The sequence below is a fragment of the Clostridium sp. CCUG 7971 genome (genome assembly GCF_017590215.1).
Taxonomy (GTDB): Bacteria; Bacillota; Clostridia; order Peptostreptococcales; family Peptostreptococcaceae; genus Faecalimicrobium.
This window is the reverse complement of sequence record NZ_JAFFPK010000083.1, coordinates 21,882-41,839: the sequence shown is the minus strand read 5'-3', so window position 1 is coordinate 41,839 and position 19,958 is coordinate 21,882. Positions and strand designations below refer to the sequence as shown.

The window sequence follows — 19,958 nt, the reverse complement described above, 5'->3', positions numbered from 1 at the left end:
TAAAAAACTGACAATTAATTCTTGTCAGTTTTTTATCAATAAATAATAATATAGGTTAACTTAAATATTATTACATAGAACTTTATTGCTTAATGAAAAGAATGCTTGCATTGATGGAGACAGCCATTTATTTTTTTTATAAATTAACTGAGTATACATAGGAATACTACAATTTGGTACAGAAAGTATATGAATATCATTTTTATATACAGACTCTACAAGAGTTACCTTAGGTAAGAATGATATACCAAGATTTTCTTTTACATATTTTATTATAATATCTGTATTTTCGATTTCTAAAGAGGAAGTAACCGAAAGATTTATTTTATTAAGAATTTGTTCAAAGGATTCACGATAGTTACATTCCTTTTCTGTTAAAATAAAGTTTTCATTAATTAATTTTTGTAAAGGGATTTCATCATATTTTGCAAGAGGATGCTTATTAGAGCAAAAGAAAGAAATGGCTTCTTCTTTTTCAAAAACTGTAACCCAATTAGGATTATTAATTTTATTATCTAAAGCTACAATAAAGTCAACTTGGCTTTTATTTAACATCTCCATAATTTCGGATGTAGTACCTATCTTTATTACAAGTTCAACTTTAGGATAGGTTATTAGAAATTCTTTAAAAATATCTTTAAATATAGATGTACAAAGTGATTCTACAATACCAATTTTGAGAACACCAGAAGGTTCTTTATTACCAGACATAGCCTCTAGAGCTTCTGAAGTACATTTTGTAATAGCATAAGCATAGTCTAGAAACTCAATACCTTTATTAGTGAGAGATATCCTTTTTCCAATTCTTTCAAAAAGTAAAAATCCAAGTTCATTTTCTAGTTGTTTAATTTGCATAGTAACAGTTGATTGAGCGTATTTTAATTGATCAGCAGCCTTTGAAAAATTCTGAAATTCAGCCACTTTAATAAAGGTTTCAAGATGTCTAAGTTCCATAAGATCTCCTTATCATAATTTATAATAAAACATATCATATAATTCAATTTTACTGATATGCGATTTTATACTACAATAATTTTAGGATACCGTAGTTTGAAATTTATTTCAAGGAGGATAAGATAAGTATGAAAGATTTAGAGAAAATATGTAAAATAGCTGTTGTACAAGCATCACCAGTTTTATTTAACAAAGAAAAAACGATAGAGAAGGCAGTAATGCTTATTAAAAAGGCATCTGAAAACGATTCCAATATGATTGTTTTTCCAGAGGCTTTTATACCTGCATATCCGAGAGGATTTTCTTATGGGTATATTGTAGGAAGTAGAACTATGGAAGGTAGAGAAGATTGGAAAAGATATTATGATAATTCAGTTATTGTTCCAAGCTGTGACACTGATATTATTGGAGAAGCTGCTCGTGAAGCAAATGCATATGTATCTATGGGGATAACAGAAAGGGATCCGATAAATTGTACTTTATACTGTACTCAACTTTTCTTTGGGCCAGATGGAAGTTTATTAGGAAAACATAGAAAGTTAAAACCAACGGGTACAGAAAGATGTATATGGGGTGAAGGCGATGGAAGCGGCCTTACTACAATTGATACTGAATTTGGAACAGTAGGTTCATTAATTTGTTGGGAAAATTATATGCCATTAGCAAGAGTTGCTATGTATCAAAAAGGTGTATCAATTTATTTAGCTCCAACTGCGGATTCAAGAGAAGAGTGGCAGGCTACTATGAAGCATATTGCTTTAGAAGGTAGATGCTTTGTAATTGGATGTAATCAATATGTAACAAAAAGTATGTATCCAACTGATTTTAAATGTCAAGATGAGATTGAAAAATGCCCAGAAGATATGTGTCCAGGAGGTAGTTGTATTATTGATCCTTTCGGTAAATATATTGCAGGACCTGTATGGAATAAGGAAGAAATATTGTATGCTGAATTAGATATGGATCAAGTTGTACTAAGTAGAATGGATTTTGATCCAACTGGTCATTATTCTAGACCAGATGTATTTAAGCTAAGTATTAATGAAGATTAGAGAAAATCGTTTTTATAATAATTTAATATCGTTATAAAAATAAAATAAATAATATATAAACAATTTGAAAAATTAACATAAACAGACTATTATTTATAAATCATGCAAAACCTATATTAAGATACGATGATATAAAGGTATCTTAATATAGGACTTTTTTATTTTTGCCTAAATTTTTATTATAATTAATACACTAAATTCAAGGTCAGAATAAGTAATATTAAGTGTACCATTATACCTTCTTACTATGTCACCTATATTTTCAAGCCCAAAACCATGCATTTTATTATCTGATTTAGTTGAGATATACTTTTCATTATTAAGCTTAATATCACCGTTGTAATTATTAGTAATAGAGTAGCTAAAATATCCTTTATCACAGCGTGCTTTTAAAGAAATTTTTCTGCTTGATATATCACCTATTTTTTGTGAAGCTTCAATAGAGTTATCAAGTGTATTTGCAAAAATAGAACACAAATCAATATCTTCTATTGGAAGAATATTATTTATATCAATATTAAAAAAACAATCAATCTTATTTTCAATTGCTAAATTATACTTTGAATTTATTACTGCATTTACTATACTATTTTTACAAAACACCCTATTACTTAACCTAAACTTATTTGAAAGCCCATTAAAATAATCCTTAGCACCATCTAAATTATCATATTCTAAAAACGAATATATTACAGATAAATGATTATTCATATCATGATGAAGTTTTCGTATTCCAAGTTGGTTTTCTTCAAGTTCTTTATAGTAGCTATATTCAAGTTTAAAATTTTGAATTTCAAGTTTATTTTTAACGCTTTTAACAATGTACTCAATAAGAAAAATCATACTAAGACTTGTTGCTATACATGCAATTGCAATTGGGTATGCTTGAAGTACATTTGAATTAGGAGTATTTATAATTGTTACTATAATCGAAATGAAAGGGGCTATGCATATAATATCAATCATAATCCATGTTTTTATATCAATGTATCTGCTTATATTATTAAGCTTATCTTTTGAAAAATTATAAATTAAACACCATGTAAGAGCAATAATACCCATTTCAAGGATAGCAGTAAAGTAATCTAGCCACAATGTTTCTCCTAAAATAAAGTATATTTTTCCACTAATATCTTTTGCAAGTAAGTTTAATGATACTACAATAGGATAAAAAATCATTACAACAGAAATATTTTTAATATAGCTACCCTTATAAAAAATAACCATCATTAAAATAAAACCAATCATAGTATAACCTACATTTACAATGTCAGAAGCGTAAATAATTACATTTGGAATAAAATAAGCTCCAACTATAGAAATTAATTTAGCTATTTTGCTATCTTTAACATTACAAAAGCTATTAATTACTTTATAAAAGTAAAAGCTTGTAATAAAATAAAAAATTAAAAAAATAAGATTTTCAATTATATTGTGGTACATAATTACACCTACCTTAACATAGTTTTTGCAAACTCAACCATAAATGAATTATACTTACTGCGACTTATAGGTAAGCTTTCACCATTTATAGTTAAACTATTAGATTCTACAGAAGAAACAAAGTTAATGTTTACAAGATAACGTTGATGTATTCTTACAAAGAAAGAAGGTAGACTATTTTCAAGATCATCTAACTTATCATAAAAATCTATATTCTCAGTTAAAGTAACTGCGTTTACTTTACGCTTATCGCTTGTAAAATAAATAGTATTTTTTAAGTTTATTTTTTTAGTTCCTGATTTTAATTCAACAATATAAAATTTATCTTTAATATATTCTAATTCCTCAAGAGCAGAGTCTAAAACTTGTCCTATTTTTTCAGACTTGTAAGGCTTTAATATATAATTAAAAGCTTTAACTTCATATCCTTGGAAAACAAAATCTGGATATGCAGTAACGAATATAATGACAGACTTTTTATTGTGTATTCTTATATTTTTGGCTGTTTCAATACCATCTAAATTTTTCATTTCTATATCTGAAAATATAATATCGTAGTTTTCATTATTTATAGAATCAATAAGATCTTCCCCAGATTCAAACTCATAAATTTTATAATCTAACCCCTTTAAGTCCATATGTATAGATAATATATTTTTTAATAAATTAAGCTGAGACTTTTCGTCATCACATATTGCAATTTTTAGCATTAACTCTACCCCTTATATTTTAAATTATATCATTTGAAATAGTAGCTTTCTATTATAGATGAATTCATTTACCGAAAATTACAATATAAGTACCAAAGATTACATTTAGGCTAATATTTAATTTCTAGAAATTACCTTACAATTAATATATAAAGAAACTCAGTAAGAATTATTTTAAGTTATGACTTATTTGAAATACATAATAAAAATTATAAATATTAGGAGGTAAATTTATGCTTAAAGTAAAGAATTTATATAAGAGTTATAAAACAGGAAATGTAACTTATGATGTATTAAAAAATATATCTTTTGAGGTGAAAAAAGGAGAATTTGTAGCAGTTATGGGACCATCAGGAAGTGGTAAGACAACTCTTTTAAATAGTATTTCTTGCTTTATACCATTTGAAGAAGGCGAAATATTACTGGGAGGAGAAAATATATCTGGACTAAATGAAGAAAAACTTGCAGATATTAGAAATCAAAAACTTGGATTTGTTTTTCAAGATTTTATGTTATTAGATGGATTAAGTGTAATAGAAAATATATGCTTACCACAAATTATATCAAATAAAGAAGTTGTTAAAATGGAAGTACTTGCAAATAAGCTTTGCAATACTTTTGGAATTTCACATATTAGAGATAAGTACCCAGCAGAAATTTCAGGAGGAGAAAAGCAACGTAGCGCTGTTGCAAGAGCACTTATTAATAATCCATATGTTATTTTAGCTGATGAACCAACAGGAAATTTAGATAGTAAATCAGCCAGAGCAGTTATAGATTCATTTGTTCAAGCTAAATGTAAACTTGAAGCAACTGTATTTATGGTAACTCATGATAGTTTTGCAGCATCATTTTGTGATAGGGTTATAGTTCTTAAAGATGGGAAAGTATACACTGAGCTTACAAGAAGCGGAAATCGTATAGAGTTTATGGATAAACTTCTTGATACATTAAAAAAACTAGGAGGTGATGATAGTGACAATGAACAAGATTATATCAAAGCTTAGAAAAAACAGTATAAAAAATTACTATATACTTGTATTTTGTATAACTTTATCTGTGTTACTTGTTACTTCATATGCTTTAATGTTTTTTAGCCCAACTGTATTAAACATTTTACCAGCAGGTGGAGACAGTAGAAAACAAGGTTTTATGATATTTTCCATAGCAATTGCTGGATGTGCAGTATTTACAACTTATGCATCTTCTTTATTTTTTAAATATAAAAGCCGTGAGTTTGGAATTTTAATGGCATTAGGAGAAAAAAAATCAAAGCTTCAGAAATTACTTCTAAAAGAACTTATATTTATTATTCCTTTATGTTTGGCTTTAGGAGTAATTCTTAGCATTCCAACATCATATGGAATATGGAAACTTTTCCAAATATTTATTGTAGACACTAAAGAAATGGCATATCAGTTTGGAGCTACAGGTCTTGTATTTGGAATTGGATTTTGTATTTTTGTAACACTTTGTATTTTTATAAATGGAACAAAGTTTATAAAAAGAAGTAATATTATGGATGTTATATATGAACAACGTAAATCTGAAGTTGTTAAAGATATTAAACCTTGGTGTGGTATAGTTGGTTGGATTCTAGTTATTAGTGGTATATTTTTAGGATATTTAGTTCCAAGTATAGTAGTTAGGGTGTTTGGATATCTTATGCCGTCTATATGGAATGTAGTATACATATTATCACTTGTAGGTATTTATATGATAATGCTTCATGCAGTAACTTATAGTAAAAAAGGAAAGAATCCAAAAAAATATTATAAAAATATTATATCAACAAATATGATGAGATTTTCAGGAAGACAAACTGTTAAAAATATGTGTGTTATCACATTTTTAATTGCAGGAGGATTGTTTGCATCATTTTACGTACCAACAATGATTTCTAACTTAATTGTAGACATTAAAAATAACCCAATAGATTATTCTTTTTATTATAAAGGAAGTGAAAATCAAATAAGTAAAGATGAGATATACTCACTTGCTAATGATAATAATGTTTCAATAACTGATTATTATGAAACAGATGTAATATCACTTGTTACAAATGGTTACTATAGAGAGTATGATGAAAATAATATGCTTACAAACGATTATGTTGAAAAAAGGCAGCACAATGAGTTTTTTAAAGAAAGTGAATTTAATAGAATTTCAGGACAAAATGTTGATATAAAACAAGGAGAATACAAAAGAATTATACTTGATGGAGATTCAGAAAGTATTTGGAATAAATGGGATGACCTAGACCTAATAACTCACCCAGTTACAGGAAAATCAGAAAAAGTAAAATTTGCAGGAACTACATCATTTAGACCTTTTGTAGCTGAATATTATAAAGAAAAATATATAATATCAGATGAAGATTATGAAAGACTTTCGAAAGATTTGCCAGACCAAAAATATGATAAATATGTATTATTTAATGTAAAAAATCCGGAGGAAACATATTTATTTGCAAAAGAATTAAAAAATGAAATTCTAAAAAGAAGTTCAGATGATGTTGCTTTTGATACAATTTATGATGAATACAAAGAGAAAGTAGCAAAAGAAAAAGGTGATGAATACTACTATGGAACTAAGATAGATCTTTCGCCTGATAATACTCAACTTTTTAATGATTGGGCGTATTATCCTAGCTTTAAACCTTTAGAGAGTCAGGATATACTGAAAAATATGGCAGTATTTCTTATGTTATTTACTTATATATCTATAATTTGTTTTGCGGCTGTGGCAATAATAACTTATACTAGAGCAGTAACTATTGGTCTTGATAATAAGCAATTATTTTCAGATATTAAAAAGCTTGGGGCAAGTAATAAATATATTGAAAATAATATAAAGAAACAGCTTGCTAAGGTGTTTATATATCCTACAGTAATAGGAAGTGCTTTTATATACATGATGTTCTTTATGATATTTTATGGAAATGGTGGAGATGGATCTATAACATATGGAGAGATGTTAGGTCTTTTAGTTGGACTATTTATTATATTAGTAACAATATTATTTATGTTTATAACTTATAAGTTTTCACTTTCAAAAGTTAAACGTATAGCAGATATTTAATATTATATATTTTAATACCTCAGATAATATTCTGGGGTATTTTTATTTGCTAATAAAATGTAAATGGTTTAGTAACCAATTTTATAATAGAAAGTATTATATACTATGAAGCTATATGAGTGGAATTACTTCATTAAAAAAGTAAAGGAGAATTTTTATGAAAAACTATAGGAATCTAATGTACAATAGAGCATTAAATTATAGTAAATTTAATACGAATATGATCGAATTCGTAAATGATAATAATATCAAAAGTCCAACGGATTACTTAATAATTACATCTACTAAAAATAAGCTTACTTATATATATGAAAAACAAAATAACACATGGAAATTACTATATAAATGGAGTTGTACAGTTGGGAAGCCCTCAACACCTAGTCCAAAGGGTGTTTTTTCTGTAGGAGTTAAATATCCAGCTATAGGGGATGAAAATACTTCAGTAAAATATGCTACTAATATAACAGATGATTACTATTACCATTCAATACTATATGATGGAAAGGGTATATATATAAAAGATGGTAGGTTAGGAGTGGCAATAAGTCATGGATGTATAAGATTAGCTACAGAGAATGCTAAGTGGATATATGATAATGTACCTGAGGATAGTACAATAGTTATTAATTAAATTACAATTTAGATAAATTATTTTTAAGATGGTCTACAGAAGAATAATAGAACTTATGAAAAATTAACGGAGATCGGCATATACATATATAAGAACATTACAACTAAGATAGATTTAAGAATAAACTTAAGTTCTATAAGTTATATTTGTTCCAAGGTAATAATGGAGCTGCAATTAAGAATGTAGTATAAGACTAGATACTTTTTTGTTCAACAAAACATTTTATTTCAAAACTGAAAGGCTAATGAAAACTGAATCAATATGAGTAAATTACAAATTAGGTTAAAATTATTTTATAAAACAAGGTAACTCTAGTAATGTTCTTAGATTTATCAATAAAGAATGTAAAAAGAAGCTTTTGAGATTAGGCTATATACTTTTTAACATTGATATTTGTAGTAGCGATATTTTATGCATTCAATTCTGTAGAATCTCAGAAATTTGATGATTATAAATGGAATACTTGGTATAAATATATTTTTCTATGAATCTATTGTATGAGGGGTTATAGGGAGTTTATTATTTTTATTCAGATTTGAAAAAGACACCTGTAAATATAGGTGTCTTTTTACTTAAGGTTTAGAATTTACCTTCTTTTAATGTATTAGTTAAATCATCAAGCATTAAGTTAGCAGCTTTTATACCACCAGCTGTATTCCATATAGTATCATTTACTTTGATTGCTTTGTTATTTTTAACTACATCTAAAGATTTAAATAATGGATCATTTATCCATTCTGTTTCTCTAGCAAGTCCTTTACCATCACCTAATTCATAAGTGAAGTAGAACATTACATCTCCCTCAGCTTCTTTTAATCTTTCTTTACCGATTTCGTTAACAAACTCTGTTCCTTGTTGAGCTTTTGGTCTCTTAAATCCTATTTCTTTAAGGATAGTTCCTGCGAAAGTATCTCCAAGATATATTCTAGTTTTTCCGTCCATAAATCTAACTAGTGATACTTCACTATCTAATTTATCCTTGTAATTATTTTGTATGTAAGCTACTTTATCTTCATATTCTTTTATAGCTTTTTCACCTTCAGCTTCTTTATTTAAAACTTTAGCATAGAATTTGAAATTATCTTTCCATGCACCTCTTATAGTATCTGAGTAAACAGTTGGAGCTATTGATTTTAATTGATCATATATTTTTTCATGTCTCATTTTATTACCGATTATTAAATCTGGTTTTAAAGCAGCAACAGCCTCTATATTTATAGATTTTTCTTTTCCAAGAGGTTTAACACCTTCTAATTCTTTTTTAGTATGGTCATACCATTCACCAGTAACACCAGTTACAGCTCCTACTGGTTTAACTCCAAGAGAAAGAAGAGCTTCAGTACCTTCGTTAGTTAATATAACAACTCTCTTAGGATCTGTAGGAACTTCTGTTGTTCCCATAGCATCTTGTATAGATACAGTCTTTCCTTTTGATGTATCTTCAGCTTTATCTGAAGATGGGCTTGAGCATCCAGCAAGTAAGCCCATAGTTATTACGCTTAATGAAATTATAGATAGCAATTTTTTTTGCATATGTAATAATCCTCCTATTACTTTATATTTTTTGTCGAATACTGTAGATATATCGATGCAGTTATGATATCATAATTGAAAAAGAATATCAATAAAAAATGATAATTTTTATCAATAAAATAAAATGGAGGAAAATGTATGAAAAATTTTCAAAAAGTAATAAAGGTAAAGCTGTATTACTTATGATGTTAACAGCACTAATTTTTATATTATGTTATCTAAGCATTACTAAAGGTTTTATACATACATCTTACGATATGGTTATAGATGCATATAAAAACTTCAATAATTCTCAAGAGCATATAATTATAAAAACATCTAGAGTTCCAAGAACTTTAAATGCTCTTTTAGTTGGAGGTGCCCTTGGAGTAGCAGGGCTTTTAACTCAAGGACTAACAAGAAATAAATTAGCCTCTCCAAGTATATTGGGGATAAATTCTGGAGCAGTATTTGCTTTAGTTATAGCTATGACTTATATACCACAAATATCTACGATGGGTCTTGCATGGGTAGCTTTCTTTGGAGCATTATTTGCTTCAGCATTAGTTTTTATATTATCAGGAGGTCTTTTTAAGGATGTAAGGCCTATGGATTTAACGCTAGGAGGAACTGCTTTAGCTGCATTATTATTTTCTTTGACACAAGGTATTTTATATAAAAATGACGTTGCCCTAGAACAAGTTGTATACTGGATGACAGGTTCTGTTGAAGGTAAAAAAATAGAGCTTATTCTTCAGTTTACACCAATAATATTAATAGCAATAGCATCAACATTATTAATTGGAAAAAAGCTTAATGTATTTTCATTAGGAGAAGAAATGGCTAGGTCTTTAGGGATGAAAACACTACATTTAAAAATAGTTATAATAGGCATGGTTGCAGTTTTATCAGGCGTATCAGTAGCACTTGCAGGTCCTGTAGCTTTTATTGGGCTTGTAACTCCACACATAGTACACAAATTTATTGGGACGGATTATAGATGGCTTATACCTTTTTCTGTACTAACTGGTTCAGCTATATTATTACTTGCAGATATAATGTCAAGATTTATAATTTATCCAAAAGAAGTTCCCGTTGGAGCATTAACTGCACTTATAGGTGGTCCATTCTTTATATATATTGCAAAAAGGAGGAATAATTAATGATTAATGTTAGCAAAAAAACTATTAAGCTAAGTTGTATTTTACTATTTATTACGGCTTTACTTATTACATTTTCTTTAGGGTTTGGAGAAGTAATGGTAAGTCCACTAGACGTATTAAAAAGCATAGTAGGAATAGACTCAGGATTCTCCTCTGTTTTAGTAATGAATATAAGATTACCAAGAGTTCTTGTTGCATTTTTTGTTGGAGCATCTTTAGCATTAGCTGGAGCTATACTTCAAGGAGTAGTTAAAAATCCTTTAGCATCACCTGATATATTAGGAATAGTAAATGGTGGGTCTGTTGGTGCATTAGTATTTTTAACTATTTTTACAGATCCTAAAAATAACTCATTAACAACATCAATACTGTATATGCCAATATTTACTTTTGCATTTTCATTTTTAGCGTTAATATTTATTTTTTTCATGTATGGAAAATCTACTTCAACAAGCAAATTAATTATAATAGGAATTGGAGTTTCGGCTATTTGTAAAGCTTTAACTAATATCCTTATTATAAATGGACCAGTAATATTTATAAAAGAAGCAACAACTTGGATAACAGGTACTATATATGGGTCAAACTGGAGTCATGTAATAATGATAACGGCAACATTCTTTGTTTTCGCTATAATGGCAGTAATATTTATAAAAGATTTAAATCTACATCAATTAGATGATGATGTAGTAACAGTTCTTGGAAATAACTTACGTAAAAGTAGATTAATACTTTTATGTATTTCGGCAGGATTAACAGCAGGTGCTGTGACTATTGGAGGAGGTATAGGCTTTGTAGGTTTAATAGCACCTCATATTGCTAGAAAACTTGTAGATTCAAAGTTTGAGAATTTAATTCCCCTTTCAATACTTATAGGTGGAATAATAACTTTAGTAGCTGATTTTGCTTCTAAATGGTTATTCTATCCACAAGATTTACCTATAGGTATTTTTACAGCTTCAATAGGAGCACCTTACTTTATATATCTTTTAATAAAAAATAGAAAATATTCAAAGGGGAGATAAAAATGATAAAAGCAAAAGACTTAAAATTATGTTACGATGAAAAAGTTATATTAGATAATATAAATTTAGATATAGAAAAAGGAAAGATTACAGCATTAATTGGTTCTAATGGATGTGGAAAATCTACATTAATAAAGGCTATAGCAAGAATACTTATGCCTAAAAATGGATCTATAGAAATGGAGAATAAAGATATTCTTAAAATGCCTTCAAAAGAAGTATCTAAGATATTAGCAATGCTTCCTCAAAGTAGTAATGCTCCAGAAGATTTAACTATTTATGATTTAGTAAAACAAGGAAGATATCCATACCATAATTTACTATCATTTTGGAGTAAGAAAGATGAAGAAATAGTATTAGATTCTATAAAAAAAGTTGGCCTTATAGATGATAAAGATAGAACTTTAGATAGCTTATCTGGTGGACAAAGGCAAAGGGCTTGGATTGCATTAGCATTAGCACAAAATACAGATATAATACTTTTAGATGAACCTACAAATCATTTAGATATAAAATATCAATTAGAAATTTTAAATATTTTAAAAGATTTAAATGAAAAAGAAAACAGAACTATAGTAATGGTTATCCATGATATAAACCATGCTTTAAAGTATGCTGATAATATAGTTGCAATAAAAAATGGAAATATACTTGCTAAAGGCCATAAAGGTGATATTATAAATGAAAATCTTATAAAAGATGTATTTGGAGTTAAGTGTAAACTTATAGATTCACCTATAGATAATTGTAAATTATGTGTACCTTTTATATAAATTTAGAACGAGAAGATGGATATGGAGACATAGTGAACAAGGAAAAATAACTGAATAAAGTAAGAATATATATTTACTGATAGATAGACTCAGTAATGTAAATTATTTAAGTATAATAAAAGCTATTAATTATTTAATTAATAGCTTTTTACTTTTATTAAAATTTATATAATATTACTAGATGAACCGGGTAATTTTAATACAAGATTATTAATTTTAAATTAGGAAATAAAAATTAATGATGGCTCTACATATAAAGAAAGTGATTTTGTATTATTTAATAATGTAGATGGGAATATTATAGTAGAATCAATTACTGAAAAATCACTAGTTATTGTATTAAGTGGAGAGCCAATAAATGAGTCAATATTTACGCATGGTCAATTTGTAATGAATACAAAAGAAGAAATAATACAAGCATACGATGACTTTGATTTTGGAAAGTTTGGAACCTTTGATTTTTAAATATTTCATAGTTTAATTAAAACATTATACAAATAGAATCCGGTGGTGAGGGTGGCATGGGCAAAGTATCTAGAAGAGGATTTGATGAAAATGATAAAAGATGGTTTTCTGATAAAGAATTAATACGATTAAAAAAAGCTAAAGAAGAAATTGAGTGGTTAATAAATAGAGATTATAAAATAGACCCAGTAGTAAATTTTGTTGGGGATAGATACCAATTTTCATCTAGGCAAAGGGATGCATTGAAAAGATCAATATGTATAGAGGAAAAAATAATAATAAGAAAGTCAAAAAATCTTTCTATAGATAAAATAAATGACGGATGTTTATATATAGATGGATTTAATTTGATAATAACCCTTGAGGTTGCGTTATCTGGAGGAACTTTAATTTTAGGTAGCGATAATAATATTAGAGATTTGGCAGGGCTAAGGGGAACTTATAAAATTATTGATAAGACAGAGGAAGCTTTAAACTTAATAGGAAAGTTTTTAGAAAAATATAATTGTAAAGAAATTAAATTTTACTTAGATGCACCAGTTTCTAATTCTAGAAACTTAAAGTATAAAATATTAGATTATGCTAACCGTTGGAAAATTAAAACTGAAGTTGAATTAGTAAATAATGCAGATGTTATCTTAGACAAACTAGAGAGAGTAGTTAGTACTGATGCGGCAATACTTGATAAGTGTGTAAGCTATTTTAATATAGGAAAAAGTATAATTGATGAATATATAAAAGATGCAAATATTATAAATTTAGATGGAAAATCTAAGTAAATGGGTATCTATATATTATATAAACAAAATTAAGGCATTTTAAGAAAGATATAAATATATATAAATTCAATTAAAAGGAGAAATAAAATGAGCAGAGTATTATATATAAAAGCAAATATTAAACCAGAAGGTCAATCAAGAACATTTAAAGTTTCAGATGAATTTGTGGAAGAATACAAAAAAAATAATCCTAATGATGAAGTTGTAACATTAGATTTATATAAGGAAAATATAGATTTTTTAAGACCGGAAGATTTAGAAAAATTATTTAGTCCTAAAGATGAGGATAGTAAAAATCATCCAAAATTAAAATATGCTTACCAATTGCAGAAGCTGATAAATACATAATTGCAGCTCCAATGTGGAATTTAAGTATCCCGGCAATATTAAAAGCATATATAGATTATGTAAGTGTATCAGGTATAACATTTAAATATACAGCACAAGGGCCAGTTGGGCTTTTAAATAATAAAAAAGCTGTTCATATAGTATCTAGAGGTGGAGATTATAATAATTCACCATATGAAATGGGTGATAGATATTTAAAAACTATACTAGGATTTTTCGGAATTACAGATATGAAAACAATAGCATTAGATAATACAGACACAGGTGTTGCGGATATAAATGAAATAATAGAAAATGGTAAAAAACAAGCTAAAGAGATAGCAAGCAAATTTTAATTAATTTTTATAATAAAGTAAAGCTCTAGAAATATTTCTAGAGCTTTTTAGTTTATAATAATATTATATGAAATTTTAGTGGAGACTAATAATAGGGGTGATATATATGATTAAGGGGTATTCAGATTTAAGTAATTTAGAAAAACATGAAGTTTATAAGTTTGTTAATAGAAATGGGGATTCAGAAAAATCATTAGATGAAATTGAGGATTTATTTAATAATAAGGTAAATGGATATGGTGAGGGAAGTTTATTTTGTTTTATAGATAATAAGGTGGTTGGGAAAGTATCTATAGTTCTAGAGGTTTGTAAAGAACTTGGAGCTGTATATATATATTCGCACGAGATATTAGATGATTTTGAAAATAAGGAATTGGTTGTAATAGATTTAACTAATACAGCAATAGAAATATCTAAAAAACATAATCCTACTTCAATATATTTATGCGCAGGTAATAAGGAACACCTTAGAATACTCGAAAATTTAGGGTATAAAGAAGAATATATGTCTCTTAGTATGACTTTAGATGATAAATCATTAAGAGAAAAGACTTTAGATTTAATTAAATTAAGTAATGAAAATAAAGAAATATATTTAAATATAATTAATGATTCATTTAGCGATATGCCTCATGGAATATACCATTATATTACAGACATAGAAAAATACATAAATAAATCTGATGAAAATAATCATTTCTTTATGGTGGTTAAAGATAATAATATTATAGGATTTATGAATATTGAAATAGAAAAAGATAGAGGATTATTTGACATTGGGCTATGTAAGGAATATAGGGGAAAAGGATATGGTAAATCTTTATTGGAAACAGCAATAGATTTTTTAAATAAAAAATCTGTAGAAAATATTGAATTAATTGTTATTAAAAAAAATCAAAGAGCTTATAATATGTACAAAAACAGAGGATTTAAAGATAAATCAATTTTAGGATATTGGATGGAAGTTAAGTAACATATTATTTAAATATATAATTTAATTTGTTTGATTTTATCTATAATAAATAAAACCGTGTCAAAAATAGATGATACGGTTTTATTTATTTACTTTTTTATATCAGATTTTAGTTGTAAAAGGAGAGTATTTGCAGAAACTGCACTTGCACTGGCATCAAGAAAATAATCTAGTTGACTTGTATCATCTAAGTAAACTAATAAACTAGATAAACCTAGTTGATATAAGGAACTAATATACATTATTGAAGAATAAGTCCTCTTTATATGCAAGTTATTTTCTTTAGAATATGCTGTAATTATTTTATTAGAGTTTTCAGATAGTATAGAATCATTAAATGCAACTTGTTTAAAAATATCATCCTTACTAAGATTTTCTTTAGATAAAATGGTTTTAAATAGAACATTCATATTATTATTGACCATATCTAAATCTTTAACTGATTTTTCAACTAGAGCTGGATTGGCAAATGAAATATTTGTAAAAAGTAATAAAAAGCAGAGTGTCGAAACCAATAGTTTTTTCATATATACCTCCATAAAAAATAATATTATGTAATCATAAATAGTATATGTTATTAATATTTAACTATGCGAAGATGAGATTACCAATATTTTGGAGACATAATAAGAGGAATTTTAACATAGAAGCTAAATATAATTTATATACAGTTTGGATAATGTATAAATAGTTGGAAACAATAGTTTTGATAGTAACTAAAATATGAGTTCAATAGTTTGAAGTTAAGTAATTATATTATTTTTCGCATAAGATCTTGATAATTATTAAAAGAAAGAGTGTGTAAAATTTATGGATGATAGAGAACTTAAAAGAGAGCAACTAATAGAAAAAGTCAAGACATTAAGCCCTTTTGAATTAAAGGATGAATTAATAAATTTAGCTAAAAAGTCAGAGCGAAAAGGTGTAAGGGTTTTACTTAATGCAGGAAGAGGAAATCCAAACTGGACGGCATCGACTCCAAGACAATCATTTTTTACATTAGGACAATTTGCAGTACACGAAAGTCAAAGAGTTTGGTGTGATGGTGATTTAGCTGGTATGCCAGAAAAACAAGGTATATATGATAGATTTAAAGCTTATTACAATGAACGTAAAGATGTAGAAGGGATTGAATTATTAGATAAAATTATAGATTATGGTATAGAAAAACATAACTTTGAACCAGACTCATGGGTATTTGAATTAGTAGATGGTATTATTGGTGATAACTACCCAGTACCAGATCGTATGTTAATTAGAATTGAAAAAGTAGTAAGAGAATACTTAATTAAAGAAATGGGTGGAAACTTAAAAGATGCAACACAAGATCTTTTTGCAGTAGAAGGTGGTACTGCTGCAATGTGCTACATATTTGATTCATTAATAGCAAATTATTTAATGAATAAAGGTGATAAATTAGCGTTAATGGTTCCAATTTTCACGCCATATATAGATATACCAGATTTACCTAGATATAAATTTGATGTGGTAGAAGTTCGTGCATCATCAATGAGTGAAGAAGGTAGACATACTTGGCAATATCCCAAAGAAGAATTAGATAAACTTGCCGACCCTAGTATAAAAGCCCTTTGCATAGTTAACCCAAGTAACCCACCATCAGTTGCAATGGACGAAGAATCAATGAATTACTTAAAGAAAATTGTTGAAGAAAAAAATCCGAACTTAATAATTATAACAGACGATGTATATGGAACATTTGCAGATAATTTTAAGTCTTTAATGGTTACAATGCCATTTAATACTTTGGGTGTATACTCTTTCTCAAAATATTTTGGAGTAACTGGTTGGAGGTTAGGTGTTATAGCACTTGCTAAAGATAATATATTTAATAAATTAATATCAGAACTACCAAATGATAAAAAAGATATAATTGCAGAAAGATATTCATCTTTAACTACTGAACCAGAAAAAATTAAATTTATAGATAGAATAGTAGCTGATAGTAGGCAAGTGGCTCTAAATCATACTGCAGGATTATCAACGCCTTTACAAGTTCAAATGGCAATCTTTTCAATATTTGCATTGCTAGATAGTGATAACCGATATAAAGAAAAAACAAAATCTATTTGTAGAAAGCGTAAGCAATTATTATATGATAACTTGATTGGATTGCCAATTAAAGTAGACCCGCATAGTACTTCCTATTATAATCAATATGATTTATTAATTTGGGCTAAAATGAAATATGGAAAAGATTTTGCAAGATACCTAGAAAAAGAGAGAGATGTTATAGAGTTTTTATTTGAATTAGCTGAAAGGCATAGTATAGTATTACTAAATGGTGGTGGATTTGAAGGTCCAACTTGGTCAATTCGTGTTTCTCTTGCAAATTTAAAAGACGAGCAATATATTGAAATAGGAAAAGCCATAAATAATTTATTTGATGAGTATGCTAGAGATTGGAAAGAATCTAGATAGATTTAAAACATTAAATTATAAATTGATTAGAGAAAATACCTTTTTAAATTAAATAAATTTAATATATAAATAAGTCACAAATCCTTCCTTAATATCGTTATATATTATAGTGATATTAAGAAAGGACTTTATATTTATCTTTGAAAACATATCACAACTAAAATAAATTTAAATAGCTTGGGAGATATAAAGTTGAATAATAAAATAATACATATATTAATAACCATAATTTCTATATCAATAGTTTGTGTATTTACAATGAATAAAAATAGGATGGTTGAACTTGTTGGGTATAGTGAAAATTGGGATATAACACTAACAATAGAAAATAAGCAATCTACTTTAAAAATATATCCTAAAAACTCAATTTTAAAAAGTGAAGAAGATATATATTATTCTTATAATTTATATAAAGGTAAAAATATTATATCGGCAGTAAGATTTGATTTTTTTAATTATAAAAATCCATCAATAGAAAAAAGAGTGAGTTTTAGAGAAGTTTATAAAAATGAATTATATGGAATTGAAATTGAATGTAATGATATTAGAGAAGTTATTATTTTAAATAAAACAGTATAAAAAAGAAAAAATAATTTAGAAAACTAACTAGTTTGCATTTTAACTTTATAAAATATTTTATTTTTTGAAAATTATTAATAATATTAATTAAAAATATTGACAAACTTTTATTGAAAAGCTATATTTATATTAAATAATAACTGGATATAACGCATTTGGCGTGTTACTGATTATGCAGGCAAGACCAAATTTTATAAAACATTATAGTTTTTATAATGTTTTATAAGGTTTGGTCATTTTTTGTTTGAATTTTAAAAGAGGGGGGCATGAAAATATTTATGAAAATTACAAAAGTGATTAATAATAATGTTGTTTGTGCTTACAATGCAAATAACAAAGAAGTTGTTATTATGGGTAAAGGAATTGGTTTCAAAGCAGTAGAAGGGGAAGAAATTGATAAGCGTAAGGTAGAAAAAATCTTTACAATGGATAGTCAATCTACTATTGATAAGTTTAAGCAACTTATTGAAAAATTACCTTTGGAGCACTTTAAGGTATCTCACGAGATTATTAGTTATACAAGACGTACTTTAGGTAAAAGATTGAATCAAAATATATATATTACATTAACTGATCATATTAATTTTGCAGTACAGAGATTTGAAAATGGAATGCAGTTTTCAAATCCACTATTATGGGAGGTAAAACAATTTTATAAAAGTGAATTCTTAATAGGTGAATATGCTGTTAGATTGATCAAGAAAAGGTTAGGAATAAGTATGACTGAAGATGAGGCAGCAAATATTGCCCTTCATATTGTAAATGCAGAGTACAACACAGATATGAAAGATGCCCTTAAAATTACTACATTAATAAGTGATATTTTAAAAATTGTTAAAGATTTTTATATAATTGAATTAGATGAGGAAAGTTTGCATTATTCAAGGTTTATCACTCATTTAAAATTTCTATCTCAAAGAATATTTGCAGATGAATTATTAAAAGAAAATGATGATGTATTTACAGACATAATTATCAGTAGATACCCTAAAGAATATGAATGTAGTTTAAAAATAAAAAATTATATAAAAGATAAATATAAGAAAAATGTTTCTGGGGAAGAGTTAGCATATTTAACGGTACATATTAAAAGAGTATCTATGCTTACACATGAACTTTAGAAATAGAATATGTATTTGGAGGAACACAATGTTTAAGAAATTAAAAGAAAAACTAGGAAAAAAAGAAAATAATGGCATATTAATTGGATCACCTATAGAAGGTGAAGTAGTTTCTATAAAAGAAGTTAATGACCCTACTTTCTCAGAAGAAATACTAGGTAAGGGTATTGCAATAAAACCAAGTAATGGTAGAGTTGTAGCTCCAGTAGATGGAGAAGTAACTATTATGTTTAAAACAAAACACGCAGTATCTTTAGTAAGTGAAGATGGTGTAGAAATTTTGATACATGTAGGTCTTGAAACTGTCAATTTAAAAGGAGAGCATTTCAAATCTCATGTAGATGTAGGAGATAAAGTAGAAGCTGGGGATTTATTAGTTGAGTTCAATATAGATAAAATTAAAGAAGCTGGATATGATATAACTACTCCAGTTGTAGTTTGTAATACAGCTGAATTTAGCAATGTATTAGAAAGTAAAATAGGAAAAGTAAAAGAACTGGATAAAGTTATTGAAGTTATCAAATAAATATAACAATGTATTTAAGGATGAAATCCTTTAAATAAAAAATATGAGG

General features: G+C 26.9%; 19 protein-coding genes and 1 pseudogene. 15 read left to right on the top strand and 5 right to left on the bottom strand.

Going from position 1 to position 19,958, the window contains the following annotated elements:
- Positions 1–60: 60 nt before the first annotated feature.
- A complete protein-coding gene (locus tag JWF52_RS11655) occupies positions 61–954 on the bottom strand; it encodes a LysR family transcriptional regulator (RefSeq protein WP_208333732.1) in 894 nt (297 codons plus the stop codon).
- A 128-nt stretch (positions 955–1,082) separates the two neighbouring features.
- Between JWF52_RS11655 and JWF52_RS11650 the strand changes: the two genes are divergently transcribed.
- Positions 1,083–2,006 carry a carbon-nitrogen hydrolase family protein gene (locus JWF52_RS11650; RefSeq protein ID WP_208333731.1) on the top strand — a complete coding sequence of 308 codons (924 nt, stop codon included), beginning with the start codon at positions 1,083–1,085 and terminating at the stop codon, positions 2,004–2,006.
- Positions 2,007–2,174: 168 nt separating this feature from the next.
- On the opposite strand, the gene JWF52_RS11645 is transcribed toward JWF52_RS11650, so the two are convergent.
- Positions 2,175–3,449, bottom strand: a complete 1,275-nt coding sequence (locus JWF52_RS11645) for a sensor histidine kinase (RefSeq protein ID WP_208333730.1) — start codon at positions 3,447–3,449, stop codon at positions 2,175–2,177.
- A gap of 8 nt (positions 3,450–3,457) precedes the next feature.
- A complete protein-coding gene (locus tag JWF52_RS11640) occupies positions 3,458–4,159 on the bottom strand; it encodes a LytR/AlgR family response regulator transcription factor (protein ID WP_208333729.1) in 702 nt (233 codons plus the stop codon).
- Between the two features lie 233 nt (positions 4,160–4,392).
- Here JWF52_RS11640 and JWF52_RS11635 point away from each other — a divergent pair, with 233 nt between their 5' ends.
- The 3 genes from JWF52_RS11635 to JWF52_RS11625 all read left to right on the top strand — a co-directional run bounded on the left by JWF52_RS11635 (position 4,393) and on the right by JWF52_RS11625 (position 7,871).
- Positions 4,393–5,166 (top strand): ABC transporter ATP-binding protein, encoded by a 774-nt coding sequence (locus JWF52_RS11635; RefSeq protein ID WP_208333728.1) that lies wholly within the window; start codon positions 4,393–4,395, stop codon positions 5,164–5,166.
- Positions 5,141–7,240 (top strand): FtsX-like permease family protein, encoded by a 2,100-nt coding sequence (locus JWF52_RS11630; protein ID WP_286184125.1) that lies wholly within the window; start codon positions 5,141–5,143, stop codon positions 7,238–7,240. Before JWF52_RS11635 ends, JWF52_RS11630 begins: the two co-directional genes overlap by 26 nt.
- Before the next feature lie 157 nt (positions 7,241–7,397).
- Entirely contained in the window at positions 7,398–7,871 is a 474-nt protein-coding gene (locus tag JWF52_RS11625; protein WP_286184124.1) for a L,D-transpeptidase, read from the top strand.
- A gap of 579 nt (positions 7,872–8,450) precedes the next feature.
- On the opposite strand, the gene JWF52_RS11620 is transcribed toward JWF52_RS11625, so the two are convergent.
- Positions 8,451–9,404 (bottom strand): ABC transporter substrate-binding protein, encoded by a 954-nt coding sequence (locus tag JWF52_RS11620; RefSeq protein WP_208333726.1) that lies wholly within the window; start codon positions 9,402–9,404, stop codon positions 8,451–8,453.
- Between the two features lie 134 nt (positions 9,405–9,538).
- On the opposite strand from JWF52_RS11620, the gene JWF52_RS11615 reads away from it, so the two are divergent.
- The 7 genes and pseudogenes from JWF52_RS11615 to JWF52_RS11585 all read left to right on the top strand — a co-directional run bounded on the left by JWF52_RS11615 (position 9,539) and on the right by JWF52_RS11585 (position 15,244).
- Entirely contained in the window at positions 9,539–10,546 is a 1,008-nt protein-coding gene (locus JWF52_RS11615; RefSeq protein ID WP_208333725.1) for a FecCD family ABC transporter permease, read from the top strand.
- Positions 10,546–11,571, top strand: coding sequence for a FecCD family ABC transporter permease (locus JWF52_RS11610; protein ID WP_208333724.1), 1,026 nt, complete (start codon positions 10,546–10,548; stop codon positions 11,569–11,571). The genes JWF52_RS11615 and JWF52_RS11610 overlap by 1 nt, the downstream gene beginning before the upstream one ends.
- Positions 11,572–11,573: 2 nt before the next feature.
- On the top strand, positions 11,574–12,344 hold the full coding sequence (locus JWF52_RS11605) for an ABC transporter ATP-binding protein (RefSeq protein ID WP_208333723.1): 771 nt from the start codon (positions 11,574–11,576) through the stop codon (positions 12,342–12,344).
- Between the two features lie 228 nt (positions 12,345–12,572).
- On the top strand, positions 12,573–12,809 hold the full coding sequence (locus JWF52_RS11600; RefSeq protein ID WP_208333743.1) for a pirin-like C-terminal cupin domain-containing protein: 237 nt from the start codon (positions 12,573–12,575) through the stop codon (positions 12,807–12,809).
- Positions 12,810–12,865: 56 nt separating this feature from the next.
- Positions 12,866–13,588, top strand: coding sequence for a DUF434 domain-containing protein (locus JWF52_RS11595; RefSeq protein WP_208333722.1), 723 nt, complete (start codon positions 12,866–12,868; stop codon positions 13,586–13,588).
- Between the two features lie 87 nt (positions 13,589–13,675).
- Positions 13,676–14,271: pseudogene (locus JWF52_RS11590) on the top strand (FMN-dependent NADH-azoreductase).
- Between the two features lie 106 nt (positions 14,272–14,377).
- Positions 14,378–15,244, top strand: a complete 867-nt coding sequence (locus JWF52_RS11585; RefSeq protein ID WP_208333721.1) for a GNAT family N-acetyltransferase — start codon at positions 14,378–14,380, stop codon at positions 15,242–15,244.
- Between the two features lie 89 nt (positions 15,245–15,333).
- Here the strand turns inward: JWF52_RS11585 and JWF52_RS11580 are convergent, their stop codons facing one another.
- Entirely contained in the window at positions 15,334–15,771 is a 438-nt protein-coding gene (locus tag JWF52_RS11580; protein ID WP_208333720.1) for a hypothetical protein, read from the bottom strand.
- A 283-nt stretch (positions 15,772–16,054) separates the two neighbouring features.
- On the opposite strand from JWF52_RS11580, the gene aspD reads away from it, so the two are divergent.
- From aspD to JWF52_RS11560, 4 genes are all read left to right on the top strand, one after another.
- Positions 16,055–17,683 (top strand): aspartate 4-decarboxylase, encoded by a 1,629-nt coding sequence (aspD, locus tag JWF52_RS11575; protein WP_208333719.1) that lies wholly within the window; start codon positions 16,055–16,057, stop codon positions 17,681–17,683.
- Between the two features lie 192 nt (positions 17,684–17,875).
- On the top strand, positions 17,876–18,262 hold the full coding sequence (locus tag JWF52_RS11570) for a hypothetical protein (protein ID WP_208333718.1): 387 nt from the start codon (positions 17,876–17,878) through the stop codon (positions 18,260–18,262).
- A 278-nt stretch (positions 18,263–18,540) separates the two neighbouring features.
- The gene (licT, locus tag JWF52_RS11565; RefSeq protein WP_208333717.1) at positions 18,541–19,383 is read left to right on the top strand and encodes a BglG family transcription antiterminator LicT; all 843 of its coding nucleotides are present in this window, start codon (positions 18,541–18,543) and stop codon (positions 19,381–19,383) included.
- A gap of 28 nt (positions 19,384–19,411) precedes the next feature.
- The gene (locus JWF52_RS11560; RefSeq protein WP_208333716.1) at positions 19,412–19,909 is read left to right on the top strand and encodes a PTS sugar transporter subunit IIA; all 498 of its coding nucleotides are present in this window, start codon (positions 19,412–19,414) and stop codon (positions 19,907–19,909) included.
- The last annotated feature ends 49 nt before the right edge of the window (positions 19,910–19,958 follow it).

Excerpts from the sequence above, each read along its gene's own strand:
- JWF52_RS11655 (WP_208333732.1), bottom strand. The coding sequence starts at position 954 with ATGGAACTTAGACATCTTGAAACCTTTATTAAAGTGGCTGAATTTCAG.
- JWF52_RS11650 (WP_208333731.1), top strand. The coding sequence starts at position 1,083 with ATGAAAGATTTAGAGAAAATATGTAAAATAGCTGTTGTACAAGCATCA.
- JWF52_RS11645 (WP_208333730.1), bottom strand. The coding sequence starts at position 3,449 with ATGTACCACAATATAATTGAAAATCTTATTTTTTTAATTTTTTATTTT.
- JWF52_RS11640 (WP_208333729.1), bottom strand. The coding sequence starts at position 4,159 with ATGCTAAAAATTGCAATATGTGATGACGAAAAGTCTCAGCTTAATTTA.
- JWF52_RS11635 (WP_208333728.1), top strand. The coding sequence starts at position 4,393 with ATGCTTAAAGTAAAGAATTTATATAAGAGTTATAAAACAGGAAATGTA.
- JWF52_RS11630 (WP_286184125.1), top strand. The coding sequence starts at position 5,141 with ATGAACAAGATTATATCAAAGCTTAGAAAAAACAGTATAAAAAATTAC.
- JWF52_RS11625 (WP_286184124.1), top strand. The coding sequence starts at position 7,398 with ATGAAAAACTATAGGAATCTAATGTACAATAGAGCATTAAATTATAGT.
- JWF52_RS11620 (WP_208333726.1), bottom strand. The coding sequence starts at position 9,404 with ATGCAAAAAAAATTGCTATCTATAATTTCATTAAGCGTAATAACTATG.
- JWF52_RS11615 (WP_208333725.1), top strand. The coding sequence starts at position 9,539 with ATGTATGAAAAATTTTCAAAAAGTAATAAAGGTAAAGCTGTATTACTT.
- JWF52_RS11610 (WP_208333724.1), top strand. The coding sequence starts at position 10,546 with ATGATTAATGTTAGCAAAAAAACTATTAAGCTAAGTTGTATTTTACTA.
- JWF52_RS11605 (WP_208333723.1), top strand. The coding sequence starts at position 11,574 with ATGATAAAAGCAAAAGACTTAAAATTATGTTACGATGAAAAAGTTATA.
- JWF52_RS11595 (WP_208333722.1), top strand. The coding sequence starts at position 12,866 with ATGGGCAAAGTATCTAGAAGAGGATTTGATGAAAATGATAAAAGATGG.
- JWF52_RS11585 (WP_208333721.1), top strand. The coding sequence starts at position 14,378 with ATGATTAAGGGGTATTCAGATTTAAGTAATTTAGAAAAACATGAAGTT.
- JWF52_RS11580 (WP_208333720.1), bottom strand. The coding sequence starts at position 15,771 with ATGAAAAAACTATTGGTTTCGACACTCTGCTTTTTATTACTTTTTACA.
- aspD (WP_208333719.1), top strand. The coding sequence starts at position 16,055 with ATGGATGATAGAGAACTTAAAAGAGAGCAACTAATAGAAAAAGTCAAG.
- licT (WP_208333717.1), top strand. The coding sequence starts at position 18,541 with ATGAAAATTACAAAAGTGATTAATAATAATGTTGTTTGTGCTTACAAT.
- JWF52_RS11560 (WP_208333716.1), top strand. The coding sequence starts at position 19,412 with ATGTTTAAGAAATTAAAAGAAAAACTAGGAAAAAAAGAAAATAATGGC.